This is a genomic window from Leptotrichia sp. oral taxon 498 (genome assembly GCF_002240055.1).
Lineage (GTDB): Bacteria > Fusobacteriota > Fusobacteriia > Fusobacteriales > Leptotrichiaceae > Leptotrichia > Leptotrichia rugosa.
In genome coordinates this window covers 1,274,374-1,301,357 of sequence record NZ_CP016753.1, presented here as the reverse complement: position 1 = coordinate 1,301,357, position 26,984 = coordinate 1,274,374, and the positions used below count along the sequence as shown (strand labels likewise).

Here is a 26,984-nt window from a genome sequence, read left to right as displayed (position 1 = left end):
TCAATTCTTATATTTAATTTTATCATATTTTTTATTAATTTGCACACAAAAAAAACACACCTTTAAAAATTAAATTTTTATTAATTAATAAAAGTGTGATTTTTTTATTTTATGCCATTCCAAAAGTTACAAATCTTAAAACTTTTCCAAGCAACGATAACCGTTTGTAGTCGTTACTTGCAACTATATCAATTGTATTTACAATCTTGTTATCATTTGATAAAACTTGTAATTTCCCAATTACGTCTCCTTTTAAAATTCCATCTTTTTCTGCTGTAACCCTTAAATCTTTTACTTCAAATTTATAATCCGTATTTCCCAATTGATACACGTTTTCAGCTAAAATTCCAGTAATTTCTTTTTTTACAGCATCTTTTATTTTAAATTTATTTGCCACAACTTGTCCCGCTTTGTAAATTGGCACAAGATTTTTTTCTATCGCTTGAAATTCTTTTTTCTGCTCTTCTGTTCTTTCAACATCACTTTTATTTCCAAGCGAAACTGAAATTATTTCAAGATTTCCAATTTTACTCGAAACTATCATATTATATCCAGCTTGTTCATGAAATCCTGTTTTAAGCCCAAAAACTCCGAATTGTCCAAGTAAGTGATTACGATTATTGTAGACAACTTCTTCACCTTTTTCATTCAATAATTCAAGTTCTTTTTCACTCATCCATTCCCTAAGTCTTTCATCTTTAATTGCCTGTCGCCCCAATAAATACATATCATATGCTGTAGAAATATCCATTTGCTTTTTAGTCATCGAAGTCGGAAGCCCAGCTGGTGTAAAATACTGCGTGTCTTTCATTCCAAATTCTTTTGCTTTTTCATTCATAAGTTTTACATAGTTGTCAAGATTTCCTTTTCCGATATAGGAAGCAACCATATAAGCCGCATTATTAGCTGAATAAATTATTTCTGCACGAAGCAAATCTCTTAGTGTAAAACAATCTCCTGCTTTTGCATTTAACCAGCTTCCGCCTGTATCAACCACATCAGGCGTAAAGCAAACTTTGTCGCTTAATTTTACCTTTCCTTTATCAACTTGGTCAAGTGCAACCATTATATTCATAACTTTTGTAAGCGAAGCTATTGGGTGTTTTTGTTTTGCATCTTCATTTTTTATAACTTTTCCATCTGTTGTTGCTATAAATTTTATAACTTTTCCGTTATACTTTGACTCCCCTTCTTTTTCTTTTTCTACCGCTTTTACAATTTTCACATTTTTTTTCGATTTTGTTAAAGAATCTGTCTGGGATTTTGAGTTTTTACCTTTGCTGTTTAATGTATCTGACGCTTTTGAAGATGTATTTTTAGAATTTTTGGAATTCCATTCACTTTTGTTTTTATGTTTTTTATTATGTTTTGATGATTTTTTTGAGTACTTATGAGCGCTGTTTCCACGATTTGTTGCTTGCTCTATTTCATCTGAACCACTTTTCACCACCTTTACTGCTTCACTTTTACTACTACCGCTGTCCTGCTTTTCACTTGTTCCTTCTCCTTCCCCATACAACAGAACTGCAAAAAATACTGTTAAAATTAAAATTTTTTTTGTTTTACTAAACATTACTTTCCTTTCTTTTTTTATTTATCAATCTTTATTTATTAATTAACTTTTGTCCATGTTTACAATATTTATTTATTTCACATTCCAAACATTTTGGTCTTCTGGCTACGCATTTATCTCTACCGTGCAAAATCAAATAGTGCGAGTATTCAAACCAATATTTTTTTGGTACAAATTTCATAAGTTCTCTTTCAATAATTTCTGGATTATCACTTTCAACAAATCCAATTAAATTTGAGAGTCTTTTAACATGCGTATCTACGACAATTCCTTGCCTTATATTCCACAAATCTCCCAATATGACATTGGCCGTCTTTCTCCCAACTCCTGGCAAAACTAGTAATTCTTCAATTGTTCTTGGCAATTTGTCATTATATTTTTCTTTCATCATTTGGGCATTTAATTTTATATTTTTAGCTTTATTTCTAAAAAATCCCGTCGATTTAATGTATTCTTCCAATGTCTTAATATCCATTTTTCTAATATCTTCTGGATTTTTAACCACTTTAAACAGCTCTTTTGTAACAATATTTACTCTTGCATCTGTGCATTGTGCTGAAAGTATTACAGCAATCATAAACTGAAATGGCGTTTCGTAATTCAGAGCTGCTTTTGCTTTACCAAACTTTTTTTCCAATATCGGAAATACTTTATCAAATATTTCTTTTTTCGTCATTTTATCACCTTATTTATTTCAATTCTCACTTTTCATATCACAACTTTTTAAGGAAAAAATTTATTGTTTCTAAAATTAAAAAATGTATCGGATAAAATAGATAGAAAAAATATTTTAAACTTTTACCTTTTTTCCCATTGTAAGAAAATATGAAAACCAATGAAAACATTGAAAAAAACTGTATTTTAAATAATCCAAAAATATTTGGGAAAACTACAACTGCCAAATTTAATAAAAAAAACGCTAAGAATAAAAATAATTTTTTGTTTCTAAATATATTAAAAATTATTATAAGCAAAATTCCATATATTCCATAATCAAATTTAAATTTTTTACTTATATAAAAAATTAAGAATATCAAAAATATTTTTAAAAAAACAAAAATATATAAAGGCATTTTTTTATTTTTTAAATTTAAAATATAAATTGCAAGTAATCCAAAAAATAGTGTAAAAAATATATTAACTGGATAATTAAGTTTAAATAAAATTGCAGGAATTTGTATAATTACTGCAAAAGTAAATAATCTAATTAAATATTTTTTCAAATTGCTTGTGTGAAAATAACCTTCATTAAGGGAAAACGCAAATATCGGAAAAGCAATTCTTCCAATTATGTTAAATATTTGATTTCCAACTATTATATAGTGATAATGGTCAATAAACATTGTTATTATGCCAATTATCTTTAGACAAAATAAATTCATCTATTTTTTTATAAGCGTGACGCTAAATTCAGAATCTTCTATTGCAACTGCACTTATAAAGTTTATTCCATCAAATTGTAGAATTTCTCCTGGCACTAAAATATGATTTTCTTTTTCATTTAAAAACACTTCCACTTTTCCTTTTAGAACCGTAAAAATAATCTCTTCGTTTTCGTGATTATGTTTTTCAATTTTCTCATCTTTTTTTAGTTTTTTCTTAATCAACATAAAATTATCTTTTGAAAATAATACTCCAATTTCGTTTTTTACATTTCCAACCATAAAAATTCCTCCAATACTTTTTTTATACTTTGATTTTATCAAATACACTAAAAAAATCAAGATTATTTTTATTTTTTTTAAAACCGAATTCTCAATTAAATGACAGTAGAATTTGTGAAAATATTAATTAAACAAAAAATAGAGTAAATTTTTAAAATCTACTCTGTTATCTTTTAATTTTCACTAAAATATTTACTTTGTTCATCTGTCAAAACTGAACGAATTTGTTCATTTCTTTTTTGTTTTAATTCTTCATATTTTTGTGTAAACATTTCTACACTCAATCTATCATTTTTTAATTTTTCTACGTTTCTTTTAAAATCACGCTCAAATTTTAGTACCTTTGCTTTTTGTTCATTAGACAAACTCACATTATCTTCAAGTTTTTTTATTCTGTCAATTTTTTCGTTAAAAGACTGTTTTTTTGAATTTATATAAGAATTATATTCTTCTAACTGCTCATTTGTCAGAATTTTTGCAATTTCTTCGTATCTTTGTATTTCAATTTTTCCAATTTTTTCTTTTTTTTCTTCAAATGTTATTAATTCTTTTTCAATATCTTTTGCTTTATTTTGATATTTATCAAATATTTTTTCTAATTTTTTCTGTTGTTTTTTTGTCACATTCAACTTCTTAAAAATATCGCCTTTGGATACTTTTACAATGTAAACTTTTTCATAATAATCTTCATAAGAATAAACAAAACTGCTCATTCCAAAAACCATCACTGAATAAATAATCAAATTTTTTATTTTTTTCATTTTTTTCCTTTCAAAGTCCATTTAATCTTAAACTTCAGACTGCCTTAAAAATAATTTTTAAGACAGCCTTTTATTTTTTTATTTATTTGAATTATTGTAATTTGGAGCTTCTTTTGTAATAATTACATCGTGCGGATGACTTTCTTTAAGTCCTGCTCCTGTAATTTTCACAAATTTTCCATTCAATTTCAAATCTTCAATTGTCGGAGTTCCGCAATACCCCATTCCTGAGCGAAGTCCTCCACAAATTTGATAAACCGTGTCTTTTAATGCACCTTTATATGGAACCATTGACTCTATTCCTTCTGGAACTAATTTTTCTGTGGCTGATTCCAATTGGAAATATCTGTCCTTACTTCCTCTTTTCATAGCTGCAAGCGAACCCATTCCAGCATAAGTTTTGAATTTTCTTCCGTTATATAAAATTTCTTCTCCTGGTGCTTCATCAGTTCCAGCAAGCATTCCACCAAGCATTACACAATCTGCTCCAGCGGCAATTGCTTTTACCACGTCCCCAGACAATTTAATTCCCCCATCTGCTATTACTCCAATTCCTTTTTCACTACAAACTTCAGCAACGTCCATAACTGCTGAAATCTGTGGAACTCCTACTCCTGACACAACCCTCGTCGTACAGATTGAGCCAGGTCCAACACCAACTTTTACTGCATTTACTCCAGCTTCAATCAAATCAAGTGCGGCTTCCTTCGTAACAATATTTCCACCGATAATGTCCAATTTTGGAAAAGCTTCTCTAATTTCTTTAATTTTATTAATAACCGCTTTTGAGTGCCCATGAGCCGAATCCACCGCAATTATATCAACTCCAGCTTCAACTAAAGCTTGAACTCTTCTCACAGAATCAGGTCCAACACCAACTCCAGCTCCCACACGAAGTCGTCCTTGACTGTCTTTTGCGGCATTTGGATAATTTATTACATTGTCAATATCTTTTATCGTGATTAATCCTTTTAGTTTTGTTCCTTCTACAATTGGCAATTTTTCAATTCTATGTTGAAGTAATATTGTTTTTGCTTCATCCAATGTAGTTCCGACTGGCGCTGTTATTAAATTTTCTTTTGTCATAACTTCTGTCACTTTAGATGACAAATCTTCTCTATATTTTAAATCTCTATTTGTAATAATCCCTTTTAAATTTCCTTCGCCATCAACTACTGGAAGTCCTGAAATTTTATATTCTCTCATAAGTTTATTAGCATCTTCTAAAATGGCATCTTGCCGCAATGTAACAGGATTTGTAATCATTCCGCTCTCATATCTTTTAACTCTTGCCACTTCTTCAGCTTGTCTTTCAATGGTCATATTTTTATGAATAAACCCAATTCCACCTTCTCTTGCAATAGCAATCGCAAGTTTTGATTCTGTTACAGTATCCATAGCTGCACTTAAAATTGGCACATTCAATTCCAAATTTTTAGTCAACTTTGTCTTTAATATAACTTGATTAGGCGCTACTTCCGACGCTTGCGGAATAAGAAGCACATCGTCAAATGTCAATCCTTCAGAAATTACAACTTTATCTTTTTGACTCATTTTAAGATTCCTCCTCATTTTATTTTTAAACTTTGTTTATTTTTCTTATCTTTCAAAATTTCCCTAACTAAACCATATTTTTTATATTACTTTTTTTAATTATATTATTTTAACACGAAATATACAATAATTTCAACACTTTTTTCAAAAGAAAATAAAAATATTTTATTTATTGAAAGTCAGGTGTTTCTGGCAATATTTGTCCACCATCTACAACTATTCTTTGCCCTGTAATAAATCCTGCTTCACGACTTGCCAAGAAAACAGCTGTATATCCAATATCTTCAGGTTTTCCTAAAACATTAACTGGAATGACACTTTTCATTTTATTCATATATTCTTCTCCAGCTTCTATTAATCCATCTGTCAAAATATTCCCTGGTTGAATAGCATTAATTGTAATTCCATATTTTGCATATTCTAAAGCTGCAGTTCGCATAAATCCTAATTGAGCCGCTTTACTCGCTCCATAATGTGCCCATCCTGGATATCCAGTAATATCACCTGTAATTGAAGATGTTAATACTATATGTCCATAATTTTGTTTTTTCATATGTTTCAATGTCGCTTGTATTACCAAAAAAGCTCCTTTTACATTTATATTCTGAACCTTATCCCAATCTTCTTCCGTCATATTTTCAATAGTCACTTGCGGGAAAATTCCTGCATTTGAACAAAGAATACTCAATTTTCCATATTTTTCACAAATGCTTTGAACAACATACTGCACTTGTTCTTTATTTATAACATCAAGATAGTAAAAATCCCCATCCAGCTCATTTGCTGTCATCTCCCCTTTTTCCTTATCAATATCTCCAATAATAACCTTTGCCCCAGCCTGTTTCAATGCTTTTGCAATTCCTTTTCCAATTCCCTTTGCTCCTCCTGTAACAAGAGCAACCTCACCTGCTAAATCAAACATTTTATCTCATATCCTTTCCTGCTACATTTCTTTATTCTTTAAACTTAACTCCAAAACCTTTTCTTTCGCAACTTTAATAAAATAAATTTCACTTTCCTTTTCAGCCACTTTCTTATAAAATTCCAATGCTTTTTCAAAATTTCCAATTTCTTCATATGCTATTGCCAAAGCATTCTCCACTTGCATTTTATACAATCTATTTCTCTGTTTTGGTAATATTTTTTCAAGTTCAAAAACCTTTTGTTTAGGATTATCTTCATAATCTAAAAAAATTTCTAATAAGTTTTTGTTAGATTCTTTCTTAATATTCTCATCAAGTATTTTTCTAGCTTCTTCTTTTTTTCCATCGTAATATTTATATTCTGCTAAATTCATATAATAACAATATCTCACTATTGGCAATGTAAACCTGCTTATTCTCACTTCATTCAAATACCTCAATGCTTCTTCCTCTTTATCTAATAACCAGTAATAGGCTGACAAATTAATTCTATGAATATCTTTCATAATATTAATTTTTTTAATCTTATATAATTTTTTCTCCATCACAATACTTTTTGAAAGATTCAATTTATACACATGATATTGTGATCTTAAAGAAATTATTAAATAAATTATCAAATAAAAAAACACCACTATGTTTATTATTAAAATTATAAAAACTCCTAAAATAAATTTTTCTTCAAAAATTTCCAAAAGTTTATTCATAACTGTTAAATAAATACACAAAAAAATTAATTCATATATATATGTTTTCACTAACGCTTTTCTCATTCATTATTTCCCTTCTCCATTCAACTTCACAATTTCCACAATCACATCAGTTGCCAAAATCATACTTTCAAGTGCAACAAATTCATATTTTCCGTGAAAATTTTCCCCACCTGCAAAAATATTCGGAGTTGGAAGACCCTTAAACGAGATTTTTGAACCATCTGTTCCCCCGCGAATTGGCTCAATCACTGGCTTAACTCCAACATTTTTCATAGCTTTTTGAGCAATTTCTACAACATTCATATGATTTTTTATAATTTCTCGCATGTTATAATATTGATCTCTTATCTCAACTTCTACAATTTTATCACCATATTTTTCATTTATTTTTTTAGCAACTTTTTTTACAAATTCTTTTTTTGCTTCAAATTTTTCTCTATCGTGATCACGCAAAATATATGACATTTTCCCTTCTTCAATGTTTGAAGTCATTTTTTCAAGCAAATAAAAGCCTTCATAACCTTCTGTTTTTTCTGGCACTTCTTCTTCTGGAAAACTATCTGCAATTTCCATTGCTACAACATTTGCATTAATCATTTTATTTTTTGCCGTTCCTGGATGAACACTTTTTCCTTTTATTTTAAAAGTTGACTGTGCCGCATTAAAACATTCATATTGAAGTTCTCCAACTGGTCCGCCATCCATTGTATATGCAAAATCTGCACCAAATTTTTTTACATCAAAATTATCCGCGCCTCTACCTATTTCTTCATCTGGACCAAAGGCTATTTTCACTTTTCCATGCTTAATCTGTGGATTTTCAATCAAAAATTTCATTGCTTCAATGATTTCCACAATTCCAGCTTTGTCATCAGCTCCCAAAAGCGTTGTTCCATCAGTCGTAATCAAAGTTTTTCCAATATAATTTTTCAAATTTGGAAATTCTTTTGGCGACAAAATCACTTTTAAATTTTCATTTAATAAAAGATCATTTCCGTCATAATTTTCAAAAACTTTTGGACTTACATTTCTTGCATTAAAATCTGCTGTATCCATATGAGCAATGAATCCTATTGTTGGTACTTTCTTATCAAAATTAGCTGGGAGAGTTGCATTTACAAAACAGGTGCTGTCTATGCTGACATCTTCTAGTCCTATTTCTTCCAATTCACGCTTTAGCATTTTGGCAAATTTGATTTGTGAAGGTGTCGATGGAATTGAAGCGCTATTTTCATCTGACCTTGTTTCAAATTTCACATATCTAAAAAATCTTTCTTTTAAATTTTCATATCTCATAAAATTCTCCTTATTTTTATTTAATATATTTTACAATTTTTTTTATTATTTTTCAACAAAATAAAATTTTTAAACTTAAAAAAACTAAATAAAAGTGATATAATAAAAATATAATATTTAAAATCTTTAAAAAGATAAATAGGAGATGATAATGAATGTATAAAATTTTTGAAAATGTTGACTATGAAGTTTTTCACGAAGGGGAAACTTTTGAAATAAAAGGTATAGAATATGATTCCAGAAAAATAGAAAATGACTTCGTCTTTATCGCTATGATTGGAAGCGTTGTTGATGGACACGAATTTATTCAAAGTGCAATTGACAAAGGTGCAAAAATGATTGTCGTTGAAAAAATGGTAAATCCTGAAAGATATGAAAATTCAAAAAATATTACTTTTGTTTTCATCTCAAATATAAGAAAAAAATTAGGAATCATCGCTTCAAATTTTTATGACTTTCCACAAAATAAAATAAAAATAATCGGTATCACTGGAACAAACGGAAAAACTACATCAAGTTTCATTTTAGAAAATATTTTAGAAAAAACTGCTCGGATTGGAACAACTGGAAATCGTATTCTAAACGAAAATTTTCCAACTGTAAATACAACTCCAGAATCACTTGAATTAATAAAATTAATAGATAAAAGTGTAAAAATGGGTGCAAAATATTTTATAATGGAAGTGAGTTCCCATGCTCTTCAAATTGGACGAGTGGATATGTTAAAATTTGACAGTGCAATTTTTACGAATTTAACTCAAGACCACTTAGATTTTCACAAAACAATGGAAAACTATTTCAATGCCAAGAAAAAAATATTTACACTGTTAAAAAGTGATGGCGCTGGAATTATAAACATTGACGACAAATATGGAAAAATAATTTTTGAAGAAAATCGTGGAAGAAACTACATCTCATTTTCAAAAAATGATAAAAGTGCCGATGTTTACGGAGAAATTATCAATTACACAAATGACGGAATGAAAATAAAAATTAATGCTAAAAATTATTTCGAGAAAATTAGTTCTATTTCAAATGAATCTGAATATGTTGTGGAAGTGAACTTAATTGGAGATTACAATCTTTATAACATTTTAGGATGCGTTGCCGGTCTTTTATCAATGGGAATTGACATCGACTACATTTTAGAAAAATTATCAAATATTTCTTCAATTCCAGGAAGATTTGAAACTATTAAAAATGATTTGGAAGCTAGAATTGTTGTAGATTTCGCTCACACAGACGATGGGCTTTTAAATATTGGAAAAACTTTGCAAAAAATTACTGACAACAGAGTGATTACAATTTTTGGAGCGGGTGGAGACAGAGATCACGATAAAAGACCAAAAATGGCAAAAGCTGCTGCAAAATTTAGCGACTTTATAATTTTAACTTCTGACAATCCCAGAACAGAAAATCCAATTTCAATTTTAGCTGCAATTGAAAAAGGACTTGTTCAAATTGATTATCCATTTGATAAATATTTAATTGTCGCCGATAGGGAAAAAGCGATAAAAAGAGGACTAGGAATGCTTCAGAAAGGAGATAGCCTTTTAATCGCTGGAAAAGGGCACGAAACTTATCAAATAATTGGAAAAGAAAAAATTCATTTTGACGATAGAGAAATTGTAAAAAAATATTTAAAAAAATAATTTTATATAAAATTTATTTTCAAAAAAAATTAAAAAGTGTGATATAAGTTACAGAATTTATTTTTAATTTATTATATAATTTTTTTGTTGAAATAATAAAAAATTAATTTTAAAATTGTGGAGATTTTAAAATTAAATATTTCAAAAAAAAATAAATTAAAAATGGAGAGAAAATTATGAATAACATGTTTTGTTTTCAATGTCAGGAAACAAGTAGAAATCAAGGCTGTACAGTTATGGGAGTCTGTGGGAAAAATGACGAAGTTTCAAATTTACAAGATGTGCTTATTTTTGTTGTAAAAGGAGTTGCACTTTATTCAAACAAACTTAGACAAAATAATAAAATTTATGAAAATGTAAATGAATATTTATATCGTGCACTTTTTTCAACTATAACAAATGCGAATTTTGATGGAGAGGAAATCAAAGAATATATCTACGAAGGCATAAAATTAAGAAAATTTTTAGCAAAAGAATTGGAAAATACAAAAATTTTGATTGATTCTAAATTTGAAGGTTCAAGACTTGCCACTTTTGAGTTTGATGAAAGCTGTGACTTAGTAGATCTAGCCCATGAAATTGGAGTTTTGAGAACTGAAAATGAAGACATCCGTTCACTTCGGGAAATAATTTTATATGGACTAAAAGGGCTTTCTGCTTATGGTTTTCACGCACTAAACTTAAAATTTGAAAGTAACGAAATTTTTGACTTTTTTGAAAAAGCATTAATTGCGACTGAAGATAACGACTTGAGTGCTGAAAAACTTACAAACCTTGTCTTTGAAACTGGAAAATTTGGTGTAGATGTGATGGCACTTCTAGACAGAGCAAATAATTCAGCTTTTGGAACGCCTGAAATGACAAAAGTAAATATAGGAGTTGGAAAAAATCCTGGAATTTTGATTTCTGGACACGATTTAAAAGATATAAAAGAACTTTTAGAGCAAACTGAAGGAACTGGAATTGATGTTTACACACATTCAGAAATGTTGCCAGCTCACTACTATCCTGAATTAAAAAAATACAAGCATTTAGTTGGAAATTACGGAAATGCTTGGTATCATCAGACAACAGAATTTGAAACATTTAATGGACCTGTCGTATTTACTACAAATTGCTTAGTTCCGCCTAAGAAAAATGCTACTTACAACGACAGAATATTTACATTAAATGCAACAGGACTTCCAGGCTGGAAAAAATTGAAAACAGACGAAAATGGGAAAATTGACTTTAGTGAAGTTATAGAATTAGCAAAAAAATGTAAATCGCCAACCGAAATTGAAAGTGGAACAATCACAGGTGGATTTGCACATGGTCAGGTATTTGCCCTTGCTGATAAAATTGTCGAGGCAGTAAAATCAGGAGCAATTAAAAAATTTATAGTTATGAGCGGATGTGATGCAAGACAGACAACAAGAAAATATTATGCTGAATTTGCAAAAAAATTGCCAAAAGATGTGGTAATTTTAACATCAGGATGTGCAAAATTCAGATATAATAAATTAAATCTGGGAGATATTGACGGCATACCTAGAGTGCTTGATGCTGGACAATGTAACGATTCTTATTCTTGGGCAGTTGTGGCACTAAAATTAAAAGAAATTTTTAATGCAAACGATATAAATGACTTGCCAATCGAATTTAACATTGCATGGTATGAACAAAAAGCCGTAATTGTACTGCTTGCGTTACTTTACTTAGGAATTAAGAATATTCATATTGGTCCGACTTTACCAGCATTCATTTCTAAAAACGTTGCAAGTTTATTGAATGAACAATTTGGTCTGACTGGTATAACTACTGTTGATAATGATTTACAAATATTTTTTAGTTAAAAAAATCCAAAATAGTAATGATAATTTTATATTATCTTTACTATTTTTTTATTAATTTCATCTTATTTTCTTATTTTTTTAAAATTATCATTGCAAAATCTTTGAATATCTGTTATAATAATTATGTAAAATATATGACAGGTGTTATAATAAAAAATTATAGAAAGAAGGAATAATGAAATGAAAAAAGGTATATTAGCATTATTAATCTTATTTTCTTTTGCAGCTTTTGCTGAAAAAAATCATGAAAAAACTGCAAAATTAGAAAAAAATTCTTATTGTAAAGTTCCAAAATCACATGGAGATTATAAAAAAATTAATGAAAAAGACAGCCGTGTGGACATCGACTTTGAAAACTGCATATTTGATGGCGAAAATTATGAAAATGTAAAAATTGGAATTTTAATTCAAGATAAAGATAAAGTTGAAAATTATTTAAAAAAATATAAATTTATGCACTTAAAAGCTGGAAAAGACCTAGTTAATAACAATGGTAACTATTTTTATAATGGTACTTGGGCTTTTACAAATGACAAATCATATCCAAAAGATTTAATAGAAAATAAAACTCCAACAGTCGCACCTACAAATAAATAAACTTTCTTAATTATATATTTTTATGAGTTATGCCAGACACTCCCGACGCAAGGAATGAGATGAATGGCATATTTTTTGGCAACGAAAAAATTTGAAATAGTTAAATAATAAAACTGGTTTTGAACCGAGTCAACAGGACGCTAATGTTCTTGGTGGAGAGCTTGTCCATTAAAGTCTTAAGGAAATTAGCTAGTGTTTGAATACTAGATATTCAAAAGAAACTAAATAGTACTTAAGAATCTCGCAACTTCAGTCGTGAGAGATTCAATAAGTAGATCAATTCACTTAAGATCTTCAGAATAAAAATTATTACAATAAAAAATAGTGAAATTTAAAAATTTCACTATTTTTTATTATTTCTTTATTCATTACATTTACCATTTCTACTATTTCATTGATTGAACTTGTTTTAAAACATCTGCTGCACCTTTTACCTTAGCTTTTACAGCTTCCTCTAAAACTTTTACAGCTTCCGCTTTTTTACCTGCCGCTGCATAAACTTGTCCCAATACAACTTTTGCTTCATTATTTTTATCTTCTGAAATTGATTTTTGTAAATATTTAACAGCTAAATCTCCAGCTCCAGCTTGCGCAAAATAAGTACCGATTTGAGCGTTAGTAACTTTTGGAGTTCCTGATTTTAACTGACTATATGTTGAATTTACTTTTGCTGTATTCTTTTGCATTTCATAAATTCCTAAAAGCAAAACTTTTGCTTCTACATTTTTAGGCTCTGCAGCAACTGCTTTTGATAAAAATTGTTCAGCTTTTGTCGCATCTCCTTTTTGTAAGTAGAAAGTACCAAGCATTCCTAAGATTTGAGTATTTTTTCCACCTGCTGCTGTATTCATTTCAGTTAAATATTTTTCAGCTTGAGCGGTATTTTTTTCAGACATAGCTATTTCAGCTAATAAGATTCCAGCTCCATTTACTTTTTGTGGCGCATCTGTGTATGCTTTTTGTAAATACGTTTTGGCTTGAGCATTGTTATTTTTTGTCATATAATATTGTCCCACATTGTAGTTTACTTCTGATACGAAAGCTTTGTCAGTCGACTTCATAGCTTTATTGTATCTCGCAGTTCCTTTTGATTGCTCGTTATTATCGAAGTAAAAGATGATTAAACTTGAAGTTATATCAGCATCTTTCCCTTCTGTTTTTTCATCTGTCCAAAGAATATATTTTTCAGCTGACTTTTTGTCTTTTTCAGCAATTCCCACTAAATATAACAATCTTGCCGCTTCAGCGCTGTAGCCATTTACAACTTTTCCATCGTCAAAAGCTGTTACCAAATAAGGTTTTGCTTTAGATATTTGATTTTGTTGCAAATAATAAGAACCTAATTCTAAATTCGCTCTTTGTTTATATTCTGCATCTCCTGTTTTTGAAAGTGTTTCCAAAATTTTAACTGCTTCTGCTGTTTTCTTTTGTCCTGCTAAGGTTCTTGCTTTTTCATAGTCAGCTTTTGAGTCAGCAAATGATAAAGCTCCTGTTACTAAGATTGCTCCTATTAGTAATAATTTTTTCATAATTTCCTCCTAATTTTGATTTATCTATTTTTAAATAATTTAAATGATAAATTTCTATAAATTTCTTAAAGCGTCAACTAATTCAGTTTTTGAAGCTGTTTTAGCGTCAACTCCCTTTATAATTCTAGCTGGTGTTCCTGCAACTACGACACCTTCTGGAACATTTTGCGTAACTATTGCTCCTGCCGCAACTACTGAACCTTTTCCAACTCTGACTCCTTCTAAGACTACTGCATTTGCTCCTACAACTACATCGTCTTCGATCACAACTGGATCTGCTGAAGGCGGCTCGATAACTCCAGCTAGCACTGCTCCTGCACCGATGTGACAGTTTTTACCAACTTTGGCTCTTCCGCCTAAAACAACATTCATATCAATCATTGTTCCTTCACCGATTTCAGCGCCAATATTTATAACTGCACCCATCATTATTACAGCTCTGTCACCAATACTAACTTTATCTCTAATAAATACTCCTGGCTCAATTCTAGCATTAATATTTTTCATATCAAGCATAGGAACTCCAGAATTTCTTCTGTCATTTTTTAAATAATAATTTTGTAAGTTATTTTCATTTATGATTTTTTCTATTTCTTCCCAATCACCAAAAACAACTTTTAATCCATCTTTTCCGATAACTTTACAAGAATAAAAATCTTTTATTTCTTCATCTGTATAAAGTTCTACAGGTGTTGTCTTTTTTGCATCGGCGATATATTGAATAATAGCTTTTGACTTTTCTAACTCCGTCATCTTCCCTCCATTTTTTAATATTTTCAAAATTTAATCATATTACATTTTTTGTTTATTTTACCACTTTTTTTAAAATTTTACAACAAATATTTTATTTGTTTATTCCCAAAACATCTCTCATAGTATATTTTCCAGCATTTTTACCACTTAAAAATTCTATCGCTTTTACTGCACCATCAGAAAACATTTTTCTTGACAACGCCTCGTGCTTTATTTCAATAATTTCATCATTTTTTGCATAAATAACAGTATGTTCTCCTACAATATTTCCTCCACGAATTGCATGAACTCCTATTTCTTTTTCAGCTCTTTTACTGTATCCTTCTCTTCCGTAAACTGTTCTGTAATCATTTCCGTCATTCAAATTTTCCTTTACAATTTCTAAAAGTGTTGAAGCTGTCCCACTTGGAGCGTCAATTTTTCTGTTGTGATGTTTTTCCACAATTTCAATATCAAAATCTTTTAATAATTTTGTAGCAAATGCAACTATTTCATTTACAATATTTACTCCTAGCGAAGTATTCGTTGCTTTAATTACAGGAATTAATTCTGCAGCTTTTTCAATTTTTTTTAATTGCTCTTCCGTATGACCAGTTGTTGCCACCAAAACTGGAACTTTTTTAGCAATTCCCGCTTCCAAGACATCATCGATTAAGCTAAAATGCGAAAAATCAATTATTGCATCATATTCCACATTTGAATTTTCTCCTTTTAAATTAACAAAATCCCCTTTTCCAAGTGGATCAACAAAACCTACAAATTCATTTTTACTGTTTATTATAGATTCCTTTACATATTGTGCCATAACCCCAGCACCATAAACTACTATTTTCATATTTTCTCCTTTTTTTGAATAAAAAGTACTTAATTTAATATATTATACTAAATTTTTAATATTTTGTACAGTCGGTCAATTTTAAAAAATAAAAGATTAAGAGAAAAATAAATTTATAAAAACTTTAAATTTATGATATAATATAAATTGAAAAAAATAAAAAATAAAGGAGAGGTTGTTATAATGGCTAAGAAAAAAATTGATGAAAAAAATAAAGAAAATAAAGAGAAAATGTTAGATTTAGCACTGAAACAAATACAAAAAGACTACGGTGAAGGTGCTATCATGAAACTTGGAGAAAATCATAAAATGAACATAAAAGCCATTTCTACTGGGAGTATAAATTTAGATATAGCACTTGGTGTAGGAGGTGTTCCAAGAGGAAGAATCGTTGAAATTTATGGAGCTGAGTCTTCTGGAAAAACGACTCTTGCACTGCATATCATTGCAGAAGCTCAAAAAGAAGGCGGAGTTGTAGGATTTATTGATGCTGAACATGCACTTGATCCTGTCTATGCTAAAGCGCTGGGAGTAAACATTGACGAACTTTTAATTTCTCAACCTGACACAGGGGAGCAGGCTCTTGAAATTGCTGATATGCTTGTACGAAGTGGAGCTATGGATGTAATTGTGGTAGATTCTGTTGCAGCTCTTGTTCCAAAAGCGGAAATTGAAGGTGAAATGGGAGATCAGCAAATGGGACTTCAAGCAAGGCTTATGTCAAAAGCGCTTAGAAAATTGACAGGAACTATTGCAAAATCTGATACAGTTATGATTTTTATCAATCAGATAAGAGAAAAAATTGGTGGATTTTCATTTGTTCCAGGAGTTCAGACAACTACTTCAGGAGGTCGTGCACTAAAATTCTTTTCAACAGTGAGAATGGAGGTAAAAAGAGTTGGTTCAGTAAAACAAGGGGATGAAATGGTTGGAAATGAAGTTTTAGTCAAAGTTACTAAAAATAAAGTTGCACCGCCGTTTAAAGAAGCTAGATTTAATGTGATGTACGGACAAGGAATTTCAAAAATTGGAGAAATACTGGACGCTGGAATTGATTTTGGAGTTATCTCAAAAAGTGGTTCTTGGTTTGCTTATGGAGATGAGAAATTAGGTCAAGGTCGAATTAATGTTGAAAAGATGTTAAAAGAAAATACCGAGTTATTTTCACGAATCGAAGCTCAAGTTATGGAAAAAATTAGAGAAAAATTGGGACTTAATGTTATGGCTGAAAGCTCTGAAAATATGGAAAATACAGAAAGTCAAAATAATTCTAGCGATTCCAATGAAATGAAAAATTAATGATAATAAAAAAAATATCAAGAAATAAACTGTATTTATCGACGGAAGAGATAATGGATATAAGTCCATTTATAAAGCAAAAATATGGATTAAAAGTAAATGATGATATTTCTAGCCTCTATGATGATATTTCATATGAGGCTGCCTTAGAAAAAGGGATTTTTCTAATTTCTTTAAAAGACAGAACTAAAAAAGAACTTTACAAAAAATTAGAAGAAAAATATCAAAATAAAAATTCAATAAAAAAGCGATAAAAAAATTAGAAGAACTAGGATATGTAAATGACTTAGACTACTCAATTTCCTACATAAAAAATAAAAAATATGGAAAAAATAGAATTACTTACAATTTGATACAAAAAGGAATTGAAAAAAAAATAGTAGAACTTGCATATGAAGAATTGGAAACTGAAGAAAACATTGACGACAAAAGGCTTGAGACTTTAATCAAAAAAAATGAAAAAAAATTGGCTTACAAAAATTCTGACTTAAAAAAAGAAGAATATTTAAAACAACTAAAAGAAGAACAAAAATTTATACAATTTTTGGCAAGACAAGGATTTTCACTGGACAAAATATTTGAAAAAATTAAAGAATATAAATCACATTTTTAAAATAAAATTTTATAAATAAATTTTGAATAAGGAGAGTAAAAAATGAGAACAATATTTTACCATTTTATACTTGTAGGAACATTTCTATATGGAATGATTTTTAGGGCTCCGACATTACTTTTTAAAAAAGGTCGAGATGCTCACAACTTTGCTCGTAAAGTTGGAACAAACTGGGGAAAAAATTTAGTTTGGGCATCAGGGAGTAAAGTGAAAGTCATTTACGAAAATGACTGTGAAAAAGAAATAAAAAAAATAAAGGAAACAGGAGAACCTATCATTTTAATTTCAAATCATCAAAGTAATTTAGATATTCCAACTCTTCTTGGATATTTACCACTAGATTTTGCTTTTATTGCAAAAAAAGAAATGAAGAATTGGCCTCTTATCGGTGGCTGGATGAAAGCATTAAACTGTATCTTTTTGGATAGAAAAAATGCTCGTCAAGGAATGAAAGATATGAAAAATGCAATTTCAAAAGTAGAAGACGGATATTCTTATGTAATTTTTCCAGAAGGAAGCAGAACTAAAAATGGAGAAGTCGGAGAATTTAAAAAAGGAAGTTTTAAACTTGCAAAAGACAGCAAAGTAAGAATTTTACCGTTAACAATTTGTGGAACTTATGAAGTTCAAAGTAAAAAAAGCTTGAAAGTTAAAGGTAACAAAAATATTAAAGTAATAGTTGACAAACCTATTGATCTTACTAATTTGCCAATTCAAGAACAAAAAAATATTCATAAAATCGTGAATGACATAATAAGAGAAAATTTAAAAAAATATAAAATGTAAATTAAAAAAAATTACAGACATAGAAAGCAATTTTTAGGAGAAAAATAATGAAAATATTTTTAGCTACAAAAAATAAAGGAAAGATTAAAGATTTTGAAAAGCTGACTGAAGGAATGAATATCGAAGTTTTGTCGATTTTGGACGATATAGAAATACCAGATGTGGTGGAAGATGGAACTACTTTTGAAGAAAATTCACAAAAAAAAGCGCTTGAAATTTCTAAATTTATAAAAATTACAACAATTTCTGATGACTCTGGTCTTTGCGTTGACGCATTAAATGGAGAGCCTGGAATTTTTTCAGCGAGATATGCGGGAGAAGATGGAAATGATGAAAAAAATAACAAAAAACTTTTACAAAATTTGAAAGATGTACCAAAAGAAAAAAGAACAGCACATTTTATCTCAGTTGTAAGTATTGCTTTTCCAGATGGCAAAGTTGAGTCTTTTTCTGGAAGAGCTGATGGGGAAATTTTGTTTGAGAATTGTGGAGATGGAGGATTTGGATATGATCCGCTGTTTTATTCATATGATTTGAAAAAAAGTTTTGGTGTTGCTTCGCCTGAGGAAAAAAAATCTGTGAGTCACAGAGGAAGAGCCTTTAGAAAATTAATTGAATCAAAAATTTTGGAAAGTAAAAAATAATGTTAGTAAATTTAAAAATAAATAACTCAAGCATAAAAAAAAATTTGGAAAAAATTCGCTCTATTAATAAAAATGTGATTTGTGTTATAAAAGATGATGCTTACGGTCTAAAAATAGAAAAAATTTTGCCGATTTTGATAAAAAATAACTTTAATTATTTTGCGGTAGCTTATCTTGAAGAAGCTATGAAAGTTTTTAAGATTTTAAAAAAATTAGACAAAAAAAATAGTTGCAATGTGATGACACTTAACTATGTGGAACCGCAAAAGCTAGAAATAGCGATTAAAAATGGTTTTGAAATAACAGTTTTCAGTAAAAAACAATTTTATGATTATATTGATATTTTAAATAATTTAAAAAACAATGTCTGTTTAAGATTAAGAATTCACATAAAAATAAATAGCGGAATGAATCGACTTGGATTTGATGAAAATGAAGTTTTTGAAATAATAAAAGAAATTAAAAAAATAAATTCTGAATTTTTGAAGGATAAAAAATTTAAATTGGAAATTATCTCGATTTTTTCACATATTTCTGAAGCTGAAAATAAAACCGAAACTGAAAAGCAAGTAAAAAAATTTGAAAAAATTTTAAAAATTTTTGACGATAACGAAATAAAATATAAATATAGACATTTACAAGCAAGTCCGCTGTTATTTAAATACGAAAAAAAATATAACTATGATTTTTGCCGTGTTGGAATGGCAATTTATGGTTTAGAGCCGCTTTCTTACGATGTCGGTTTGGAAAATGCCATTTTAGTGGAATCAAAAATTATAAATATTCGTGAAGTGAAAAAAGATGAAAAAGTTTCGTATGGAAATAAAGGAATTTTGAAAAGAGATTCAAAAGTTGGAATTGTCGCAATAGGTTATGCACACGGACTTCCAAAACAAATTGAAAATAAAAAAAACTGTGCGTATGTGCTTGTAAATGACAAAAAAGCAAATATTTTGGGCGAAATATGTATGGATATGATTTTTATTGATTTAACTGATATTCAAGATGTAAAAATTGGAGATGAAGTTTTAATTGTTGGAAATAAGAAAAGCTGGAAAAATAAAATAACATTAAGACAGATGGCGAAATGGGCAAATACTATACAAGATGATGTTTTGACCAACTTTAAAATTGATTGAAAAAAAGATTTTTATAATTAATTGGGATTAATTTTATAAATTAATCTTTTTTTTGTTATTATTTTTACTTTTTTATAAAAAAATTGCTCTAAAATTAGAACAATCTTTTCATTTTTTATATTTTTATTTTTTTAGTTCCAAAATAATTTATCAATTAAAGTTTTTCTCTTTGGCATTCCTTCTAAAATTTTACCCCTTTTTATCCAGAATTTTTGCTTTGCAATATCATACAAAGGCTTGTCAGCAAGGCTATCAGAATAAAATTTCACTATTTCAATTTCATAATTATTTTGCTTTGCCCATCTGTTTAATTTTTTTACTTTTTCATCACCTTTATTATTTTTCCCATTAATTTGAGCAACAAATTTTTTTTGATTATCTCCCACAAATTTTGTTCCAAAAATCACATCAAATCCTTGTGAGAGTAAAAAATTTTCGATTAAAAATAACGGACTTGCTGAACTCACAATGACAAAGTCGGCTTCTTTTTTATTTTTTTTTAACTCTTCTTTTACCCAAGGATAAATTTTACTTTTTTTTGTTTCCCAAAATTCATCAATCAAATCCTGTATTTCCTTTTTTGTATGAGATTCCAAAAATTTAAAATATTTTTCCTTTATTTTTGACAAATTTACAATTTTAAAAAGATACAAAAATAAATATCTGGAATAAGTAATCAAAAATAAGATAGATTTTAGCGGATATTTTTTTAAATAAAATACCGAAAAATTAACTCCAGTTTCTCCATCGTAAATTGTCTTGTCAAAATCATACACAACTAATTTTTTTTTCATAAATCAGCTCCTCTTTATAAATTTTTATAATACTCTAGTGTTTTTCCATACAAATAATATTTCACATTTTTTAATTCATTTAAATTTTTCGTATTTAAAGCGCACATTATCATTTTACACTCATGTTTCCAGCTATTCAAAATTTCTATAATTTCATCTGTAGAATATTCACTCAAAAATTTTAAAATTGTCCCTGAAATTCCAACGCCACTTGCTCCTAATACAAGGCATTTTATTACATCAAGCGGATTTCTCACTCCGCCACTTGCAACAATTTCAACTTTTCCATCAAACTTTTTTGCATCCAAAAGTGCTTGAACCGTCGTCTTTCCCCAGTCATTCAAATATTCAAAATGATTTTTACGGCGCATATTTTCGATATAAGCAAAGTTTGTTCCGCCACGACCACTTATATCCACTGTTTTTATTCCCAATTCTATCGCTTTTTCAATGGTTTTGCTGTCCATTCCAAAGCCAACTTCTTTTAAAATCAACGGAACTTTTATATTTTTTATAAAATTTCCCAAATTACTTTCCCATTCATTAAAATTTCGACTTCCTTCAGGCATTATGAGCTCCTGCATAAGATTTATATGAATTTGCAAGAATATTGGATTTAATTCTTTTATCGCTATTTGTCCACTTGTGAAATCTTTATCAATTCCGATGTTTGTCGCAAGTAATAAATTTTTATTATTTTTTCGCACAATTTTGAATGAATCGTCATCTTTATTTTTCAGTGCTGCGCTGTATGAACCAGTTACAAGCAAAATTTCACATTCATTTGCAATTTTAGCCAATTTTTCGTTGATATTTTTTCCAGCTTCACTTCCACCTGTCATTGCATTGATAAAAAATGGAAACTTAAAATTATGTCCTGCAAAATTTGTCGATAAATCAATTTCTTCCAAATTATATTTTGGCAGTGAACTGTGCTCCAACTGAACATCGTCAAAGCTATTATAATCACTTTTACACCGTAGAGCAAACTTAATGTGATCATCTTTTCTTTTCATAAATAAATTTTTTCCTTTCTTTTATTTAATATTTAAATTCTTAAATTTTTTATTTATTTATTTTTAAGTTTTAATTTATTTATTTAATTTATCCATTTTTTATAATTTTCCAGAAAATATTATCTCTATTTCCAATTTTTCCCATCTCTTAATCAATTCTTTACTGTCATTTTCATCAAAAGAAATCGCAATTCCACAGTCGCCACCGCCAGAACCGCTACTTTTAGCACATATATCAAGTCCTTGTGTAGCTTGGACAAGTTTTAACAATTCTAAACTATAAATATTTTCATTTAATTTTTTCAAAATATTTCCATTATTTTCAATCAATTTTTTTATTTTTTCTTTTTCTCCGTTAATAATAGCTTCTCTCAAATTATTTACAATATCTTGAACTTCACTTAAAAATTTTTTATCTATTGAAGATTTCACAATTTTAATCATTTCACTAGAAATTGACGGCTTTTTCGTCCAGCCAACTAAAAAATTGCATTCAATTCCACATTTTATCTCTTCAATTTTATATCCCCAGTCCATCTCCAAAACTTCTTTTAAATCTTTTTTTTCAATAAATTCTTTTATTTTTTCCCTGTCAAAAGATGTGTAAAATACCATATTTTCATAAGAAATACAGGCTAAATCTCCCATTGAGCCATTATCTCCCAATTTTAGCAATGTATAAGCTGCCAATTTAAAAATTATTTCTTTTGAAAAAAATTTTTTATTTAATTTTTTATAATATAACTCAAACATAGCTTTTATTACCAAAATTACAACACTTCCACTTGATCCGATTCCATATTTTTTCCCATTTTTCTCCATTTTTCCAGTTATTTTTAAATCAATTGGCTCTGGATTTATTTTACTTAAAATCAAAAAATCATTTACATTTTTTATCGTATTTTGAATTAATGAATAATTTTTATCGTATTTAAGTGTAACTAAATAATCAAACATATCTGAAAATATATGATATTCTGAATTTTTAGAAAAATTTATTTGTGCATTCATAAAAATATCAACATTTTTTATAATCGCACTATTTCCACAGTTTAATACGGCATATTCTCCAGCAATATAAAGTTTTCCACAAGTTTTTATATTTATTTTTTTATTTTTATCCCTATTTCCATTATTATTTTTATCTTCCATCTAAAATTTTCACTTTCCAAAAAATTTAAATTATTTATAATATTTTACCATTTTAATATATTTTGTCAATTATAATTTTTTAAAAACTTCTCCAATTTTATCGTGAATGACTAAATTTGCCAAATAATCTTTATCAGTTGAGCTTTTGTTAATTAAAACGAGATTTTTTCCATTAAAATATTGAATCAATGAAGCTGCTGGATGAACGATTAAAGATGTTCCGCCGATAATCAAAGTATCAGCATTTGAAATTTGTCTTATCGCTTCTGAAAAGACTTCTATATTTAGACCTTCTTCATAAAGAGTCACATCTGGCTTTATAACTCCACCACAGTCAGGACAATGTGGAATTTTTTCCCTTTCGCAAAAACTCAAAAACTCGTCTAAATTATAGACTTTTCCACATTTTGTACAAATATTTCTATCAATTGTGCCATGCACTTTCAAAACATTTTTACTTCCAGCCATCTCGTGCAGACAGTCAATATTTTGAGTTACAACAGCACTCAGTTTTCCTTCTTTTTCCAGTTTAGCTAAATAAAAGTGTGTAAAATTGGGTTTAGCTTTTTTATAAATTAAATTTTTTTTATAAAAATCATAAAAATCTTCTGGATATTTTAAATACATTGTGTGTGAAATCAGCTCTTCAGGTGAAAAATGTCTATTCAACTTTTGACTATAAATTCCATTTGCACTTCTAAAATCAGGAATTCCAGACTCTGTGGAAACTCCAGCTCCTCCAAAAAATACAATTTTTTTACTTTCTTCTATTATTTTTCTCAATTTGCTTGTCTTTTCAAAACTTTCCATATCCACTATTTTCATCTCCCCTATTTGCGATTTAATCGAAAAAAAATGAGAGAACATTTTATTCTCTCAAAATTAATTGCTCATTAACTACTTCTAGCTCCACTCATATCAAGCCTATCTGGTTTTGATTTCAATGTTCTTCCTTTTAATGCTTCTTCTTCGACTAAAATTTCAGATGAACCAACTTTTCTCAATCTTCTTATTATTTCATAAATAAATTCATCTCCTGTTTCATCTTCAAATTCTCCAGAAAGTTCCAAGAACTCTTTATTTTCTGGTGTCATCACAGGAATATTTATATATTTTATAAGTTGATTAGTATTTTTATCTTCTTTTACAGTTCCCCATAATAAGTCTAAATTATCAGATATTTTATCATTTGGTGAAATTGCCTCAACTGAATGCGCTACTTCAGAAAAATTTCCATAAATATCTTCATATCCAACTGAAACTTCATAATGCTCGTTTACATCAATTCCTGTAATATAATGCGAACCAATTCTTTCATGCCTTACTATTTTTCTGTATTCTTGTCCATCTTTAAACAATTTAATAATTATATTATCAACTACATTGTTGTCATTCGACAATCTTCTAAATGTATCTTCCCTAATTTCCCAATAAGCAAACAATGTTGTTGGATTTTTTGGCATAAGAACTATTTCATCTACAAAGTATGAAGATGGAAGCGGTGATTTATCAAAATAAATATCTCCGTGATTAGAATTTCCATCAAATTCTGTTCCTATCGCAAATTTTGAACGATTTATTTCTGTTTCGGTATGTCTTTTTTTTATTTGATCTACTGTCATACTTTCATAATTAAAGGATATTTCTCTAAAAATTTTTCTATATTTTTTACCTAAACTTCCTATTAGTTTTTTATTTATAAAATTTCTATAAAAAACTTTGCTTCTTTTTATTTCAAAAATATTTTTTAAAGATTTTACTATCAACATTCGTTCAACAACTTCAAATGGAACGAAGTTTAATATTTTTCTTAATTCTCTTTCTATTTTTTTATTCATTGTAAATTTTTTATTTACATAATTTCTATAATGTGTTCTTTTTGCCCTACGATTTTTTTGCACCATGATAACACCGCCTCCCATAAATTTTTTATACCTATATTTTACATTAAATTTACTTTCTTGTCAAATTACTTTGAAGTCGTTTTTTAGTCCCTAAAATATCACGTTCTTCTTGAATTTTATGTTTTTTTGCAATTTCAATTGCAGCATTTCTTGCTCTTTTGACAGCTTCAGCTTTTGTTGATTCAACCAAAGTTTCCCCCAAAATTACAACTTTATCCTGTCTTACTTCTAAAAATCCACCTTCCAAATAATATGTAACTTCCTCTTTGTCATTTTCCCTAACTACCATTTCTCCAGCACCGATTGGGGAAATAAAATTTATATGTTTGGCAAGAATTCCAATATCTCCATTTTCTGTTCTAAGCTTCACGAAAGTTACCGGCTTCTCAAACACAAGACCTTCCGGAGTTACTGCTTTTAAAATAAATTCTGTAGCCATCTTCCCTCCTTTAACAACTAAAAAATTTTATAAACACGAAAAAGGAGCACATTAATACTCCTAATTCCTCATTTTATTCTGCCATCAATTCTCTTGCTTTTGCAACCGCTTCATCAATAGTTCCTACATATAAAAATGCCTGTTCTGGCAAATCATCGTGAAGTCCGTCCAAAATTTCTTTAAATCCACGAATTGTTTCCCTTAAAGGTACATATTTCCCTTTCATTCCAGTAAACTGTTCTGCAACAGAAAATGGTTGTGAGAAAAATCTTTGAATTTTTCTTGCACGGTTTACGGTTAATTTATCTTCTTCATCCAATTCATCCATACCCAAAATAGCGATTATATCTTGTAATTCTTTATATCTTTGCAACACTTTCTGAGTATCTCTCGCAACTTTATAGTGTTCATTTCCAACAATCTCTGGTTCCAATATTCTCGATGTAGAATCAAGCGGATCGACCGCTGGATAAATTCCAAGTGAAGCAATCTGTCTTGAAAGCACCGTAGTTGCATCCAAATGTGCAAACGTTGTTGCCGGTGCTGGGTCAGTCAAGTCATCCGCTGGTACGTATACAGCTTGAACTGATGTAATTGAACCTGCATTTGTTGAAGTAATTCTTTCTTGCAACGCTCCCATTTCAGTTGCCAAATTTGGCTGATAACCAACTGCTGATGGCATTCTTCCAAGTAGTGCCGAAACTTCCGCTCCAGCTTGAGTAAATCTGAAAATGTTGTCGATAAATAAAAGTACATTCTGTCCTTCCTTATCTCTAAAATATTCAGCCATTGTAAGTGCTGTCAAACCTACTCTTAGTCTTGCACCAGGTGGTTCATTCATTTGTCCGTATACTAAGGCAGTTTTATCTATAACTCCACTTTCAGTCATTTCATTATACAAATCTCTTCCTTCTCTTGTACGTTCTCCTACTCCTGCAAAAACAGAAAGTCCTCCGTGTCCTTTTGCAATATTATTAATTAACTCTTGAATAAGCACAGTCTTTCCTACTCCTGCACCTCCAAAAAGTCCAATCTTTCCACCTTTTAAATATGGCGCTAATAAATCTACAACTTTTATTCCAGTTTCCAAGATTTCTGTGTCTGTTCCTTGTTCTTCAAAAGATGGTGCTTCTTTGTGAATTGACTCTTTTAGAACGCTTTCATTATCAAGTGGTTCTCCATCATCAACCGTTTCTCCCAAAACATTGAATATTCTTCCCAAAGTATCTCTACCAACTGGTACTTGAATAGGTTTTCCTGTGTCAATTACTTCCAGCCCACGTCTTAATCCGTCAGTTCCAGACATCGCTACTGCTCTTACTACGTTGTTTCCGTTGTGTGAGTGTACTTCTGCAACTAATTTACCACTCTTTGTTTGGACTTCCAAAGCGTTATAAATGTCTGGCAATTCATTTTCAAATCTTACATCTATAACTGGTCCAATTACCTGAACTAATTTACCTTTATTCATTGATTAATTTCGCTCTCCTTTCTGTTTATGTAAATTTAATTT

The 26,984-nt window shown here is 29.1% G+C and carries 28 protein-coding genes; 9 read left to right on the top strand and 19 right to left on the bottom strand.

Features of this window, described 5'->3' with window-relative positions; translation table 11 throughout:
- Positions 1 to 109 precede the first annotated feature (109 nt).
- The 9 genes from BCB68_RS06475 to pepT form a co-directional block, all read right to left on the bottom strand.
- Positions 110 to 1,573: a D-alanyl-D-alanine carboxypeptidase family protein gene (locus BCB68_RS06475; RefSeq protein ID WP_094080031.1), complete on the bottom strand. Its 1,464-nt coding sequence runs from the start codon at positions 1,571 to 1,573 to the stop codon at positions 110 to 112.
- Between the two features lie 31 nt (positions 1,574 to 1,604).
- On the bottom strand, positions 1,605 to 2,249 hold the full coding sequence (gene nth / locus BCB68_RS06470; protein ID WP_094080030.1) for an endonuclease III: 645 nt from the start codon (positions 2,247 to 2,249) through the stop codon (positions 1,605 to 1,607).
- A gap of 37 nt (positions 2,250 to 2,286) precedes the next feature.
- Positions 2,287 to 2,916: a TraX family protein gene (locus tag BCB68_RS06465; RefSeq protein WP_237048726.1), complete on the bottom strand. Its 630-nt coding sequence runs from the start codon at positions 2,914 to 2,916 to the stop codon at positions 2,287 to 2,289.
- Positions 2,917 to 2,955: 39 nt separating this feature from the next.
- On the bottom strand, positions 2,956 to 3,237 hold the full coding sequence (locus tag BCB68_RS06460) for a cupin domain-containing protein (RefSeq protein ID WP_094080028.1): 282 nt from the start codon (positions 3,235 to 3,237) through the stop codon (positions 2,956 to 2,958).
- A gap of 173 nt (positions 3,238 to 3,410) precedes the next feature.
- The gene (locus tag BCB68_RS06455) at positions 3,411 to 3,998 is read right to left on the bottom strand and encodes a viral A-type inclusion protein (protein ID WP_094080027.1); all 588 of its coding nucleotides are present in this window, start codon (positions 3,996 to 3,998) and stop codon (positions 3,411 to 3,413) included.
- Between the two features lie 78 nt (positions 3,999 to 4,076).
- Positions 4,077 to 5,552 (bottom strand): IMP dehydrogenase, encoded by a 1,476-nt coding sequence (guaB, locus tag BCB68_RS06450; RefSeq protein ID WP_094080026.1) that lies wholly within the window; start codon positions 5,550 to 5,552, stop codon positions 4,077 to 4,079.
- 169 nt (positions 5,553 to 5,721) lie between these two features.
- The gene (gene fabG / locus BCB68_RS06445) at positions 5,722 to 6,474 is read right to left on the bottom strand and encodes a 3-oxoacyl-ACP reductase FabG (protein ID WP_094080025.1); all 753 of its coding nucleotides are present in this window, start codon (positions 6,472 to 6,474) and stop codon (positions 5,722 to 5,724) included.
- Between the two features lie 21 nt (positions 6,475 to 6,495).
- A complete protein-coding gene (locus BCB68_RS06440) occupies positions 6,496 to 7,248 on the bottom strand; it encodes a hypothetical protein (RefSeq protein ID WP_094080024.1) in 753 nt (250 codons plus the stop codon).
- A 3-nt stretch (positions 7,249 to 7,251) separates the two neighbouring features.
- Positions 7,252 to 8,484 carry a peptidase T gene (pepT, locus tag BCB68_RS06435; RefSeq protein WP_094080023.1) on the bottom strand — a complete coding sequence of 411 codons (1,233 nt, stop codon included), beginning with the start codon at positions 8,482 to 8,484 and terminating at the stop codon, positions 7,252 to 7,254.
- Positions 8,485 to 8,639: 155 nt separating this feature from the next.
- Between pepT and BCB68_RS06430 the strand changes: the two genes are divergently transcribed.
- The 3 genes from BCB68_RS06430 to BCB68_RS06420 all read left to right on the top strand — a co-directional run bounded on the left by BCB68_RS06430 (position 8,640) and on the right by BCB68_RS06420 (position 12,568).
- Entirely contained in the window at positions 8,640 to 10,136 is a 1,497-nt protein-coding gene (locus BCB68_RS06430) for a UDP-N-acetylmuramoyl-L-alanyl-D-glutamate--2,6-diaminopimelate ligase (RefSeq protein ID WP_094080022.1), read from the top strand.
- A gap of 176 nt (positions 10,137 to 10,312) precedes the next feature.
- A complete protein-coding gene (gene hcp, locus BCB68_RS06425) occupies positions 10,313 to 11,971 on the top strand; it encodes a hydroxylamine reductase (protein WP_172826465.1) in 1,659 nt (552 codons plus the stop codon).
- A 180-nt stretch (positions 11,972 to 12,151) separates the two neighbouring features.
- A complete protein-coding gene (locus BCB68_RS06420; protein WP_094080020.1) occupies positions 12,152 to 12,568 on the top strand; it encodes a MarR family transcriptional regulator in 417 nt (138 codons plus the stop codon).
- A gap of 386 nt (positions 12,569 to 12,954) precedes the next feature.
- Here BCB68_RS06420 and BCB68_RS06415 read toward each other — a convergent pair whose 3' ends face one another.
- The 3 genes from BCB68_RS06415 to dapB all read right to left on the bottom strand — a co-directional run bounded on the left by BCB68_RS06415 (position 12,955) and on the right by dapB (position 15,685).
- Complete coding sequence (locus tag BCB68_RS06415) at positions 12,955 to 14,097, bottom strand: tetratricopeptide repeat protein (protein WP_094080019.1); 1,143 nt, start codon at positions 14,095 to 14,097, stop codon at positions 12,955 to 12,957.
- 54 nt (positions 14,098 to 14,151) lie between these two features.
- Entirely contained in the window at positions 14,152 to 14,850 is a 699-nt protein-coding gene (dapD, locus tag BCB68_RS06410) for a 2,3,4,5-tetrahydropyridine-2,6-dicarboxylate N-acetyltransferase (protein ID WP_094080018.1), read from the bottom strand.
- A 91-nt stretch (positions 14,851 to 14,941) separates the two neighbouring features.
- Positions 14,942 to 15,685 (bottom strand): 4-hydroxy-tetrahydrodipicolinate reductase, encoded by a 744-nt coding sequence (gene dapB / locus BCB68_RS06405; RefSeq protein ID WP_094080017.1) that lies wholly within the window; start codon positions 15,683 to 15,685, stop codon positions 14,942 to 14,944.
- Positions 15,686 to 15,868: 183 nt separating this feature from the next.
- Here dapB and recA point away from each other — a divergent pair, with 183 nt between their 5' ends.
- The 6 genes from recA to alr all read left to right on the top strand — a co-directional run bounded on the left by recA (position 15,869) and on the right by alr (position 20,166).
- On the top strand, positions 15,869 to 16,984 hold the full coding sequence (gene recA / locus BCB68_RS06400) for a recombinase RecA (protein WP_094080016.1): 1,116 nt from the start codon (positions 15,869 to 15,871) through the stop codon (positions 16,982 to 16,984).
- A gap of 53 nt (positions 16,985 to 17,037) precedes the next feature.
- The gene (locus tag BCB68_RS10895; protein WP_237048580.1) at positions 17,038 to 17,238 is read left to right on the top strand and encodes a hypothetical protein; all 201 of its coding nucleotides are present in this window, start codon (positions 17,038 to 17,040) and stop codon (positions 17,236 to 17,238) included.
- Positions 17,239 to 17,333: 95 nt separating this feature from the next.
- Positions 17,334 to 17,597 (top strand): hypothetical protein, encoded by a 264-nt coding sequence (locus BCB68_RS10890; RefSeq protein WP_442915273.1) that lies wholly within the window; start codon positions 17,334 to 17,336, stop codon positions 17,595 to 17,597.
- Between the two features lie 42 nt (positions 17,598 to 17,639).
- Entirely contained in the window at positions 17,640 to 18,383 is a 744-nt protein-coding gene (locus tag BCB68_RS06390; protein WP_094080015.1) for a lysophospholipid acyltransferase family protein, read from the top strand.
- A 47-nt stretch (positions 18,384 to 18,430) separates the two neighbouring features.
- On the top strand, positions 18,431 to 19,027 hold the full coding sequence (locus BCB68_RS06385) for an XTP/dITP diphosphatase (protein WP_094080014.1): 597 nt from the start codon (positions 18,431 to 18,433) through the stop codon (positions 19,025 to 19,027).
- Positions 19,027 to 20,166, top strand: coding sequence for an alanine racemase (alr, locus tag BCB68_RS06380; RefSeq protein ID WP_094080013.1), 1,140 nt, complete (start codon positions 19,027 to 19,029; stop codon positions 20,164 to 20,166). Before BCB68_RS06385 ends, alr begins: the two co-directional genes overlap by 1 nt.
- Before the next feature lie 131 nt (positions 20,167 to 20,297).
- Here alr and BCB68_RS06375 read toward each other — a convergent pair whose 3' ends face one another.
- The 7 genes from BCB68_RS06375 to atpD form a co-directional block, all read right to left on the bottom strand.
- The gene (locus tag BCB68_RS06375; protein WP_094080012.1) at positions 20,298 to 20,960 is read right to left on the bottom strand and encodes an HAD-IB family phosphatase; all 663 of its coding nucleotides are present in this window, start codon (positions 20,958 to 20,960) and stop codon (positions 20,298 to 20,300) included.
- A gap of 14 nt (positions 20,961 to 20,974) precedes the next feature.
- On the bottom strand, positions 20,975 to 21,976 hold the full coding sequence (fni, locus tag BCB68_RS06370) for a type 2 isopentenyl-diphosphate Delta-isomerase (RefSeq protein ID WP_094080011.1): 1,002 nt from the start codon (positions 21,974 to 21,976) through the stop codon (positions 20,975 to 20,977).
- 99 nt (positions 21,977 to 22,075) lie between these two features.
- The gene (locus BCB68_RS06365; protein ID WP_094080010.1) at positions 22,076 to 23,128 is read right to left on the bottom strand and encodes a phosphomevalonate kinase; all 1,053 of its coding nucleotides are present in this window, start codon (positions 23,126 to 23,128) and stop codon (positions 22,076 to 22,078) included.
- 69 nt (positions 23,129 to 23,197) lie between these two features.
- Positions 23,198 to 23,953 (bottom strand): NAD-dependent protein deacylase, encoded by a 756-nt coding sequence (locus BCB68_RS06360; RefSeq protein WP_237048579.1) that lies wholly within the window; start codon positions 23,951 to 23,953, stop codon positions 23,198 to 23,200.
- 68 nt (positions 23,954 to 24,021) lie between these two features.
- The gene (locus BCB68_RS06355; protein WP_094080009.1) at positions 24,022 to 25,032 is read right to left on the bottom strand and encodes a DUF4912 domain-containing protein; all 1,011 of its coding nucleotides are present in this window, start codon (positions 25,030 to 25,032) and stop codon (positions 24,022 to 24,024) included.
- 49 nt (positions 25,033 to 25,081) lie between these two features.
- The gene (gene atpC / locus BCB68_RS06350; RefSeq protein WP_094080008.1) at positions 25,082 to 25,471 is read right to left on the bottom strand and encodes an ATP synthase F1 subunit epsilon; all 390 of its coding nucleotides are present in this window, start codon (positions 25,469 to 25,471) and stop codon (positions 25,082 to 25,084) included.
- A gap of 73 nt (positions 25,472 to 25,544) precedes the next feature.
- Positions 25,545 to 26,942 (bottom strand): F0F1 ATP synthase subunit beta, encoded by a 1,398-nt coding sequence (gene atpD / locus BCB68_RS06345; protein WP_094080007.1) that lies wholly within the window; start codon positions 26,940 to 26,942, stop codon positions 25,545 to 25,547.
- Between the last annotated feature and the right edge of the window lie 42 nt (positions 26,943 to 26,984).

Coding starts and splice junctions, on each gene's coding strand:
- BCB68_RS06475 (WP_094080031.1), bottom strand. CDS start 1,573: ATGTTTAGTAAAACAAAAAAAATTTTAATTTTAACAGTATTTTTTGCA.
- nth (WP_094080030.1), bottom strand. CDS start 2,249: ATGACGAAAAAAGAAATATTTGATAAAGTATTTCCGATATTGGAAAAA.
- BCB68_RS06465 (WP_237048726.1), bottom strand. CDS start 2,916: ATGTTTATTGACCATTATCACTATATAATAGTTGGAAATCAAATATTT.
- BCB68_RS06460 (WP_094080028.1), bottom strand. CDS start 3,237: ATGGTTGGAAATGTAAAAAACGAAATTGGAGTATTATTTTCAAAAGAT.
- BCB68_RS06455 (WP_094080027.1), bottom strand. CDS start 3,998: ATGAAAAAAATAAAAAATTTGATTATTTATTCAGTGATGGTTTTTGGA.
- guaB (WP_094080026.1), bottom strand. CDS start 5,552: ATGAGTCAAAAAGATAAAGTTGTAATTTCTGAAGGATTGACATTTGAC.
- fabG (WP_094080025.1), bottom strand. CDS start 6,474: ATGTTTGATTTAGCAGGTGAGGTTGCTCTTGTTACAGGAGGAGCAAAG.
- BCB68_RS06440 (WP_094080024.1), bottom strand. CDS start 7,248: ATGAGAAAAGCGTTAGTGAAAACATATATATATGAATTAATTTTTTTG.
- pepT (WP_094080023.1), bottom strand. CDS start 8,484: ATGAGATATGAAAATTTAAAAGAAAGATTTTTTAGATATGTGAAATTT.
- BCB68_RS06430 (WP_094080022.1), top strand. CDS start 8,640: ATGTATAAAATTTTTGAAAATGTTGACTATGAAGTTTTTCACGAAGGG.
- hcp (WP_172826465.1), top strand. CDS start 10,313: ATGAATAACATGTTTTGTTTTCAATGTCAGGAAACAAGTAGAAATCAA.
- BCB68_RS06420 (WP_094080020.1), top strand. CDS start 12,152: ATGAAAAAAGGTATATTAGCATTATTAATCTTATTTTCTTTTGCAGCT.
- BCB68_RS06415 (WP_094080019.1), bottom strand. CDS start 14,097: ATGAAAAAATTATTACTAATAGGAGCAATCTTAGTAACAGGAGCTTTA.
- dapD (WP_094080018.1), bottom strand. CDS start 14,850: ATGACGGAGTTAGAAAAGTCAAAAGCTATTATTCAATATATCGCCGAT.
- dapB (WP_094080017.1), bottom strand. CDS start 15,685: ATGAAAATAGTAGTTTATGGTGCTGGGGTTATGGCACAATATGTAAAG.
- recA (WP_094080016.1), top strand. CDS start 15,869: ATGGCTAAGAAAAAAATTGATGAAAAAAATAAAGAAAATAAAGAGAAA.
- BCB68_RS10895 (WP_237048580.1), top strand. CDS start 17,038: ATGGATATAAGTCCATTTATAAAGCAAAAATATGGATTAAAAGTAAAT.
- BCB68_RS06390 (WP_094080015.1), top strand. CDS start 17,640: ATGAGAACAATATTTTACCATTTTATACTTGTAGGAACATTTCTATAT.
- BCB68_RS06385 (WP_094080014.1), top strand. CDS start 18,431: ATGAAAATATTTTTAGCTACAAAAAATAAAGGAAAGATTAAAGATTTT.
- alr (WP_094080013.1), top strand. CDS start 19,027: ATGTTAGTAAATTTAAAAATAAATAACTCAAGCATAAAAAAAAATTTG.
- BCB68_RS06375 (WP_094080012.1), bottom strand. CDS start 20,960: ATGAAAAAAAAATTAGTTGTGTATGATTTTGACAAGACAATTTACGAT.
- fni (WP_094080011.1), bottom strand. CDS start 21,976: ATGAAAAGAAAAGATGATCACATTAAGTTTGCTCTACGGTGTAAAAGT.
- BCB68_RS06365 (WP_094080010.1), bottom strand. CDS start 23,128: ATGGAAGATAAAAATAATAATGGAAATAGGGATAAAAATAAAAAAATA.
- BCB68_RS06360 (WP_237048579.1), bottom strand. CDS start 23,953: ATGAAAATAGTGGATATGGAAAGTTTTGAAAAGACAAGCAAATTGAGA.
- BCB68_RS06355 (WP_094080009.1), bottom strand. CDS start 25,032: ATGGTGCAAAAAAATCGTAGGGCAAAAAGAACACATTATAGAAATTAT.
- atpC (WP_094080008.1), bottom strand. CDS start 25,471: ATGGCTACAGAATTTATTTTAAAAGCAGTAACTCCGGAAGGTCTTGTG.
- atpD (WP_094080007.1), bottom strand. CDS start 26,942: ATGAATAAAGGTAAATTAGTTCAGGTAATTGGACCAGTTATAGATGTA.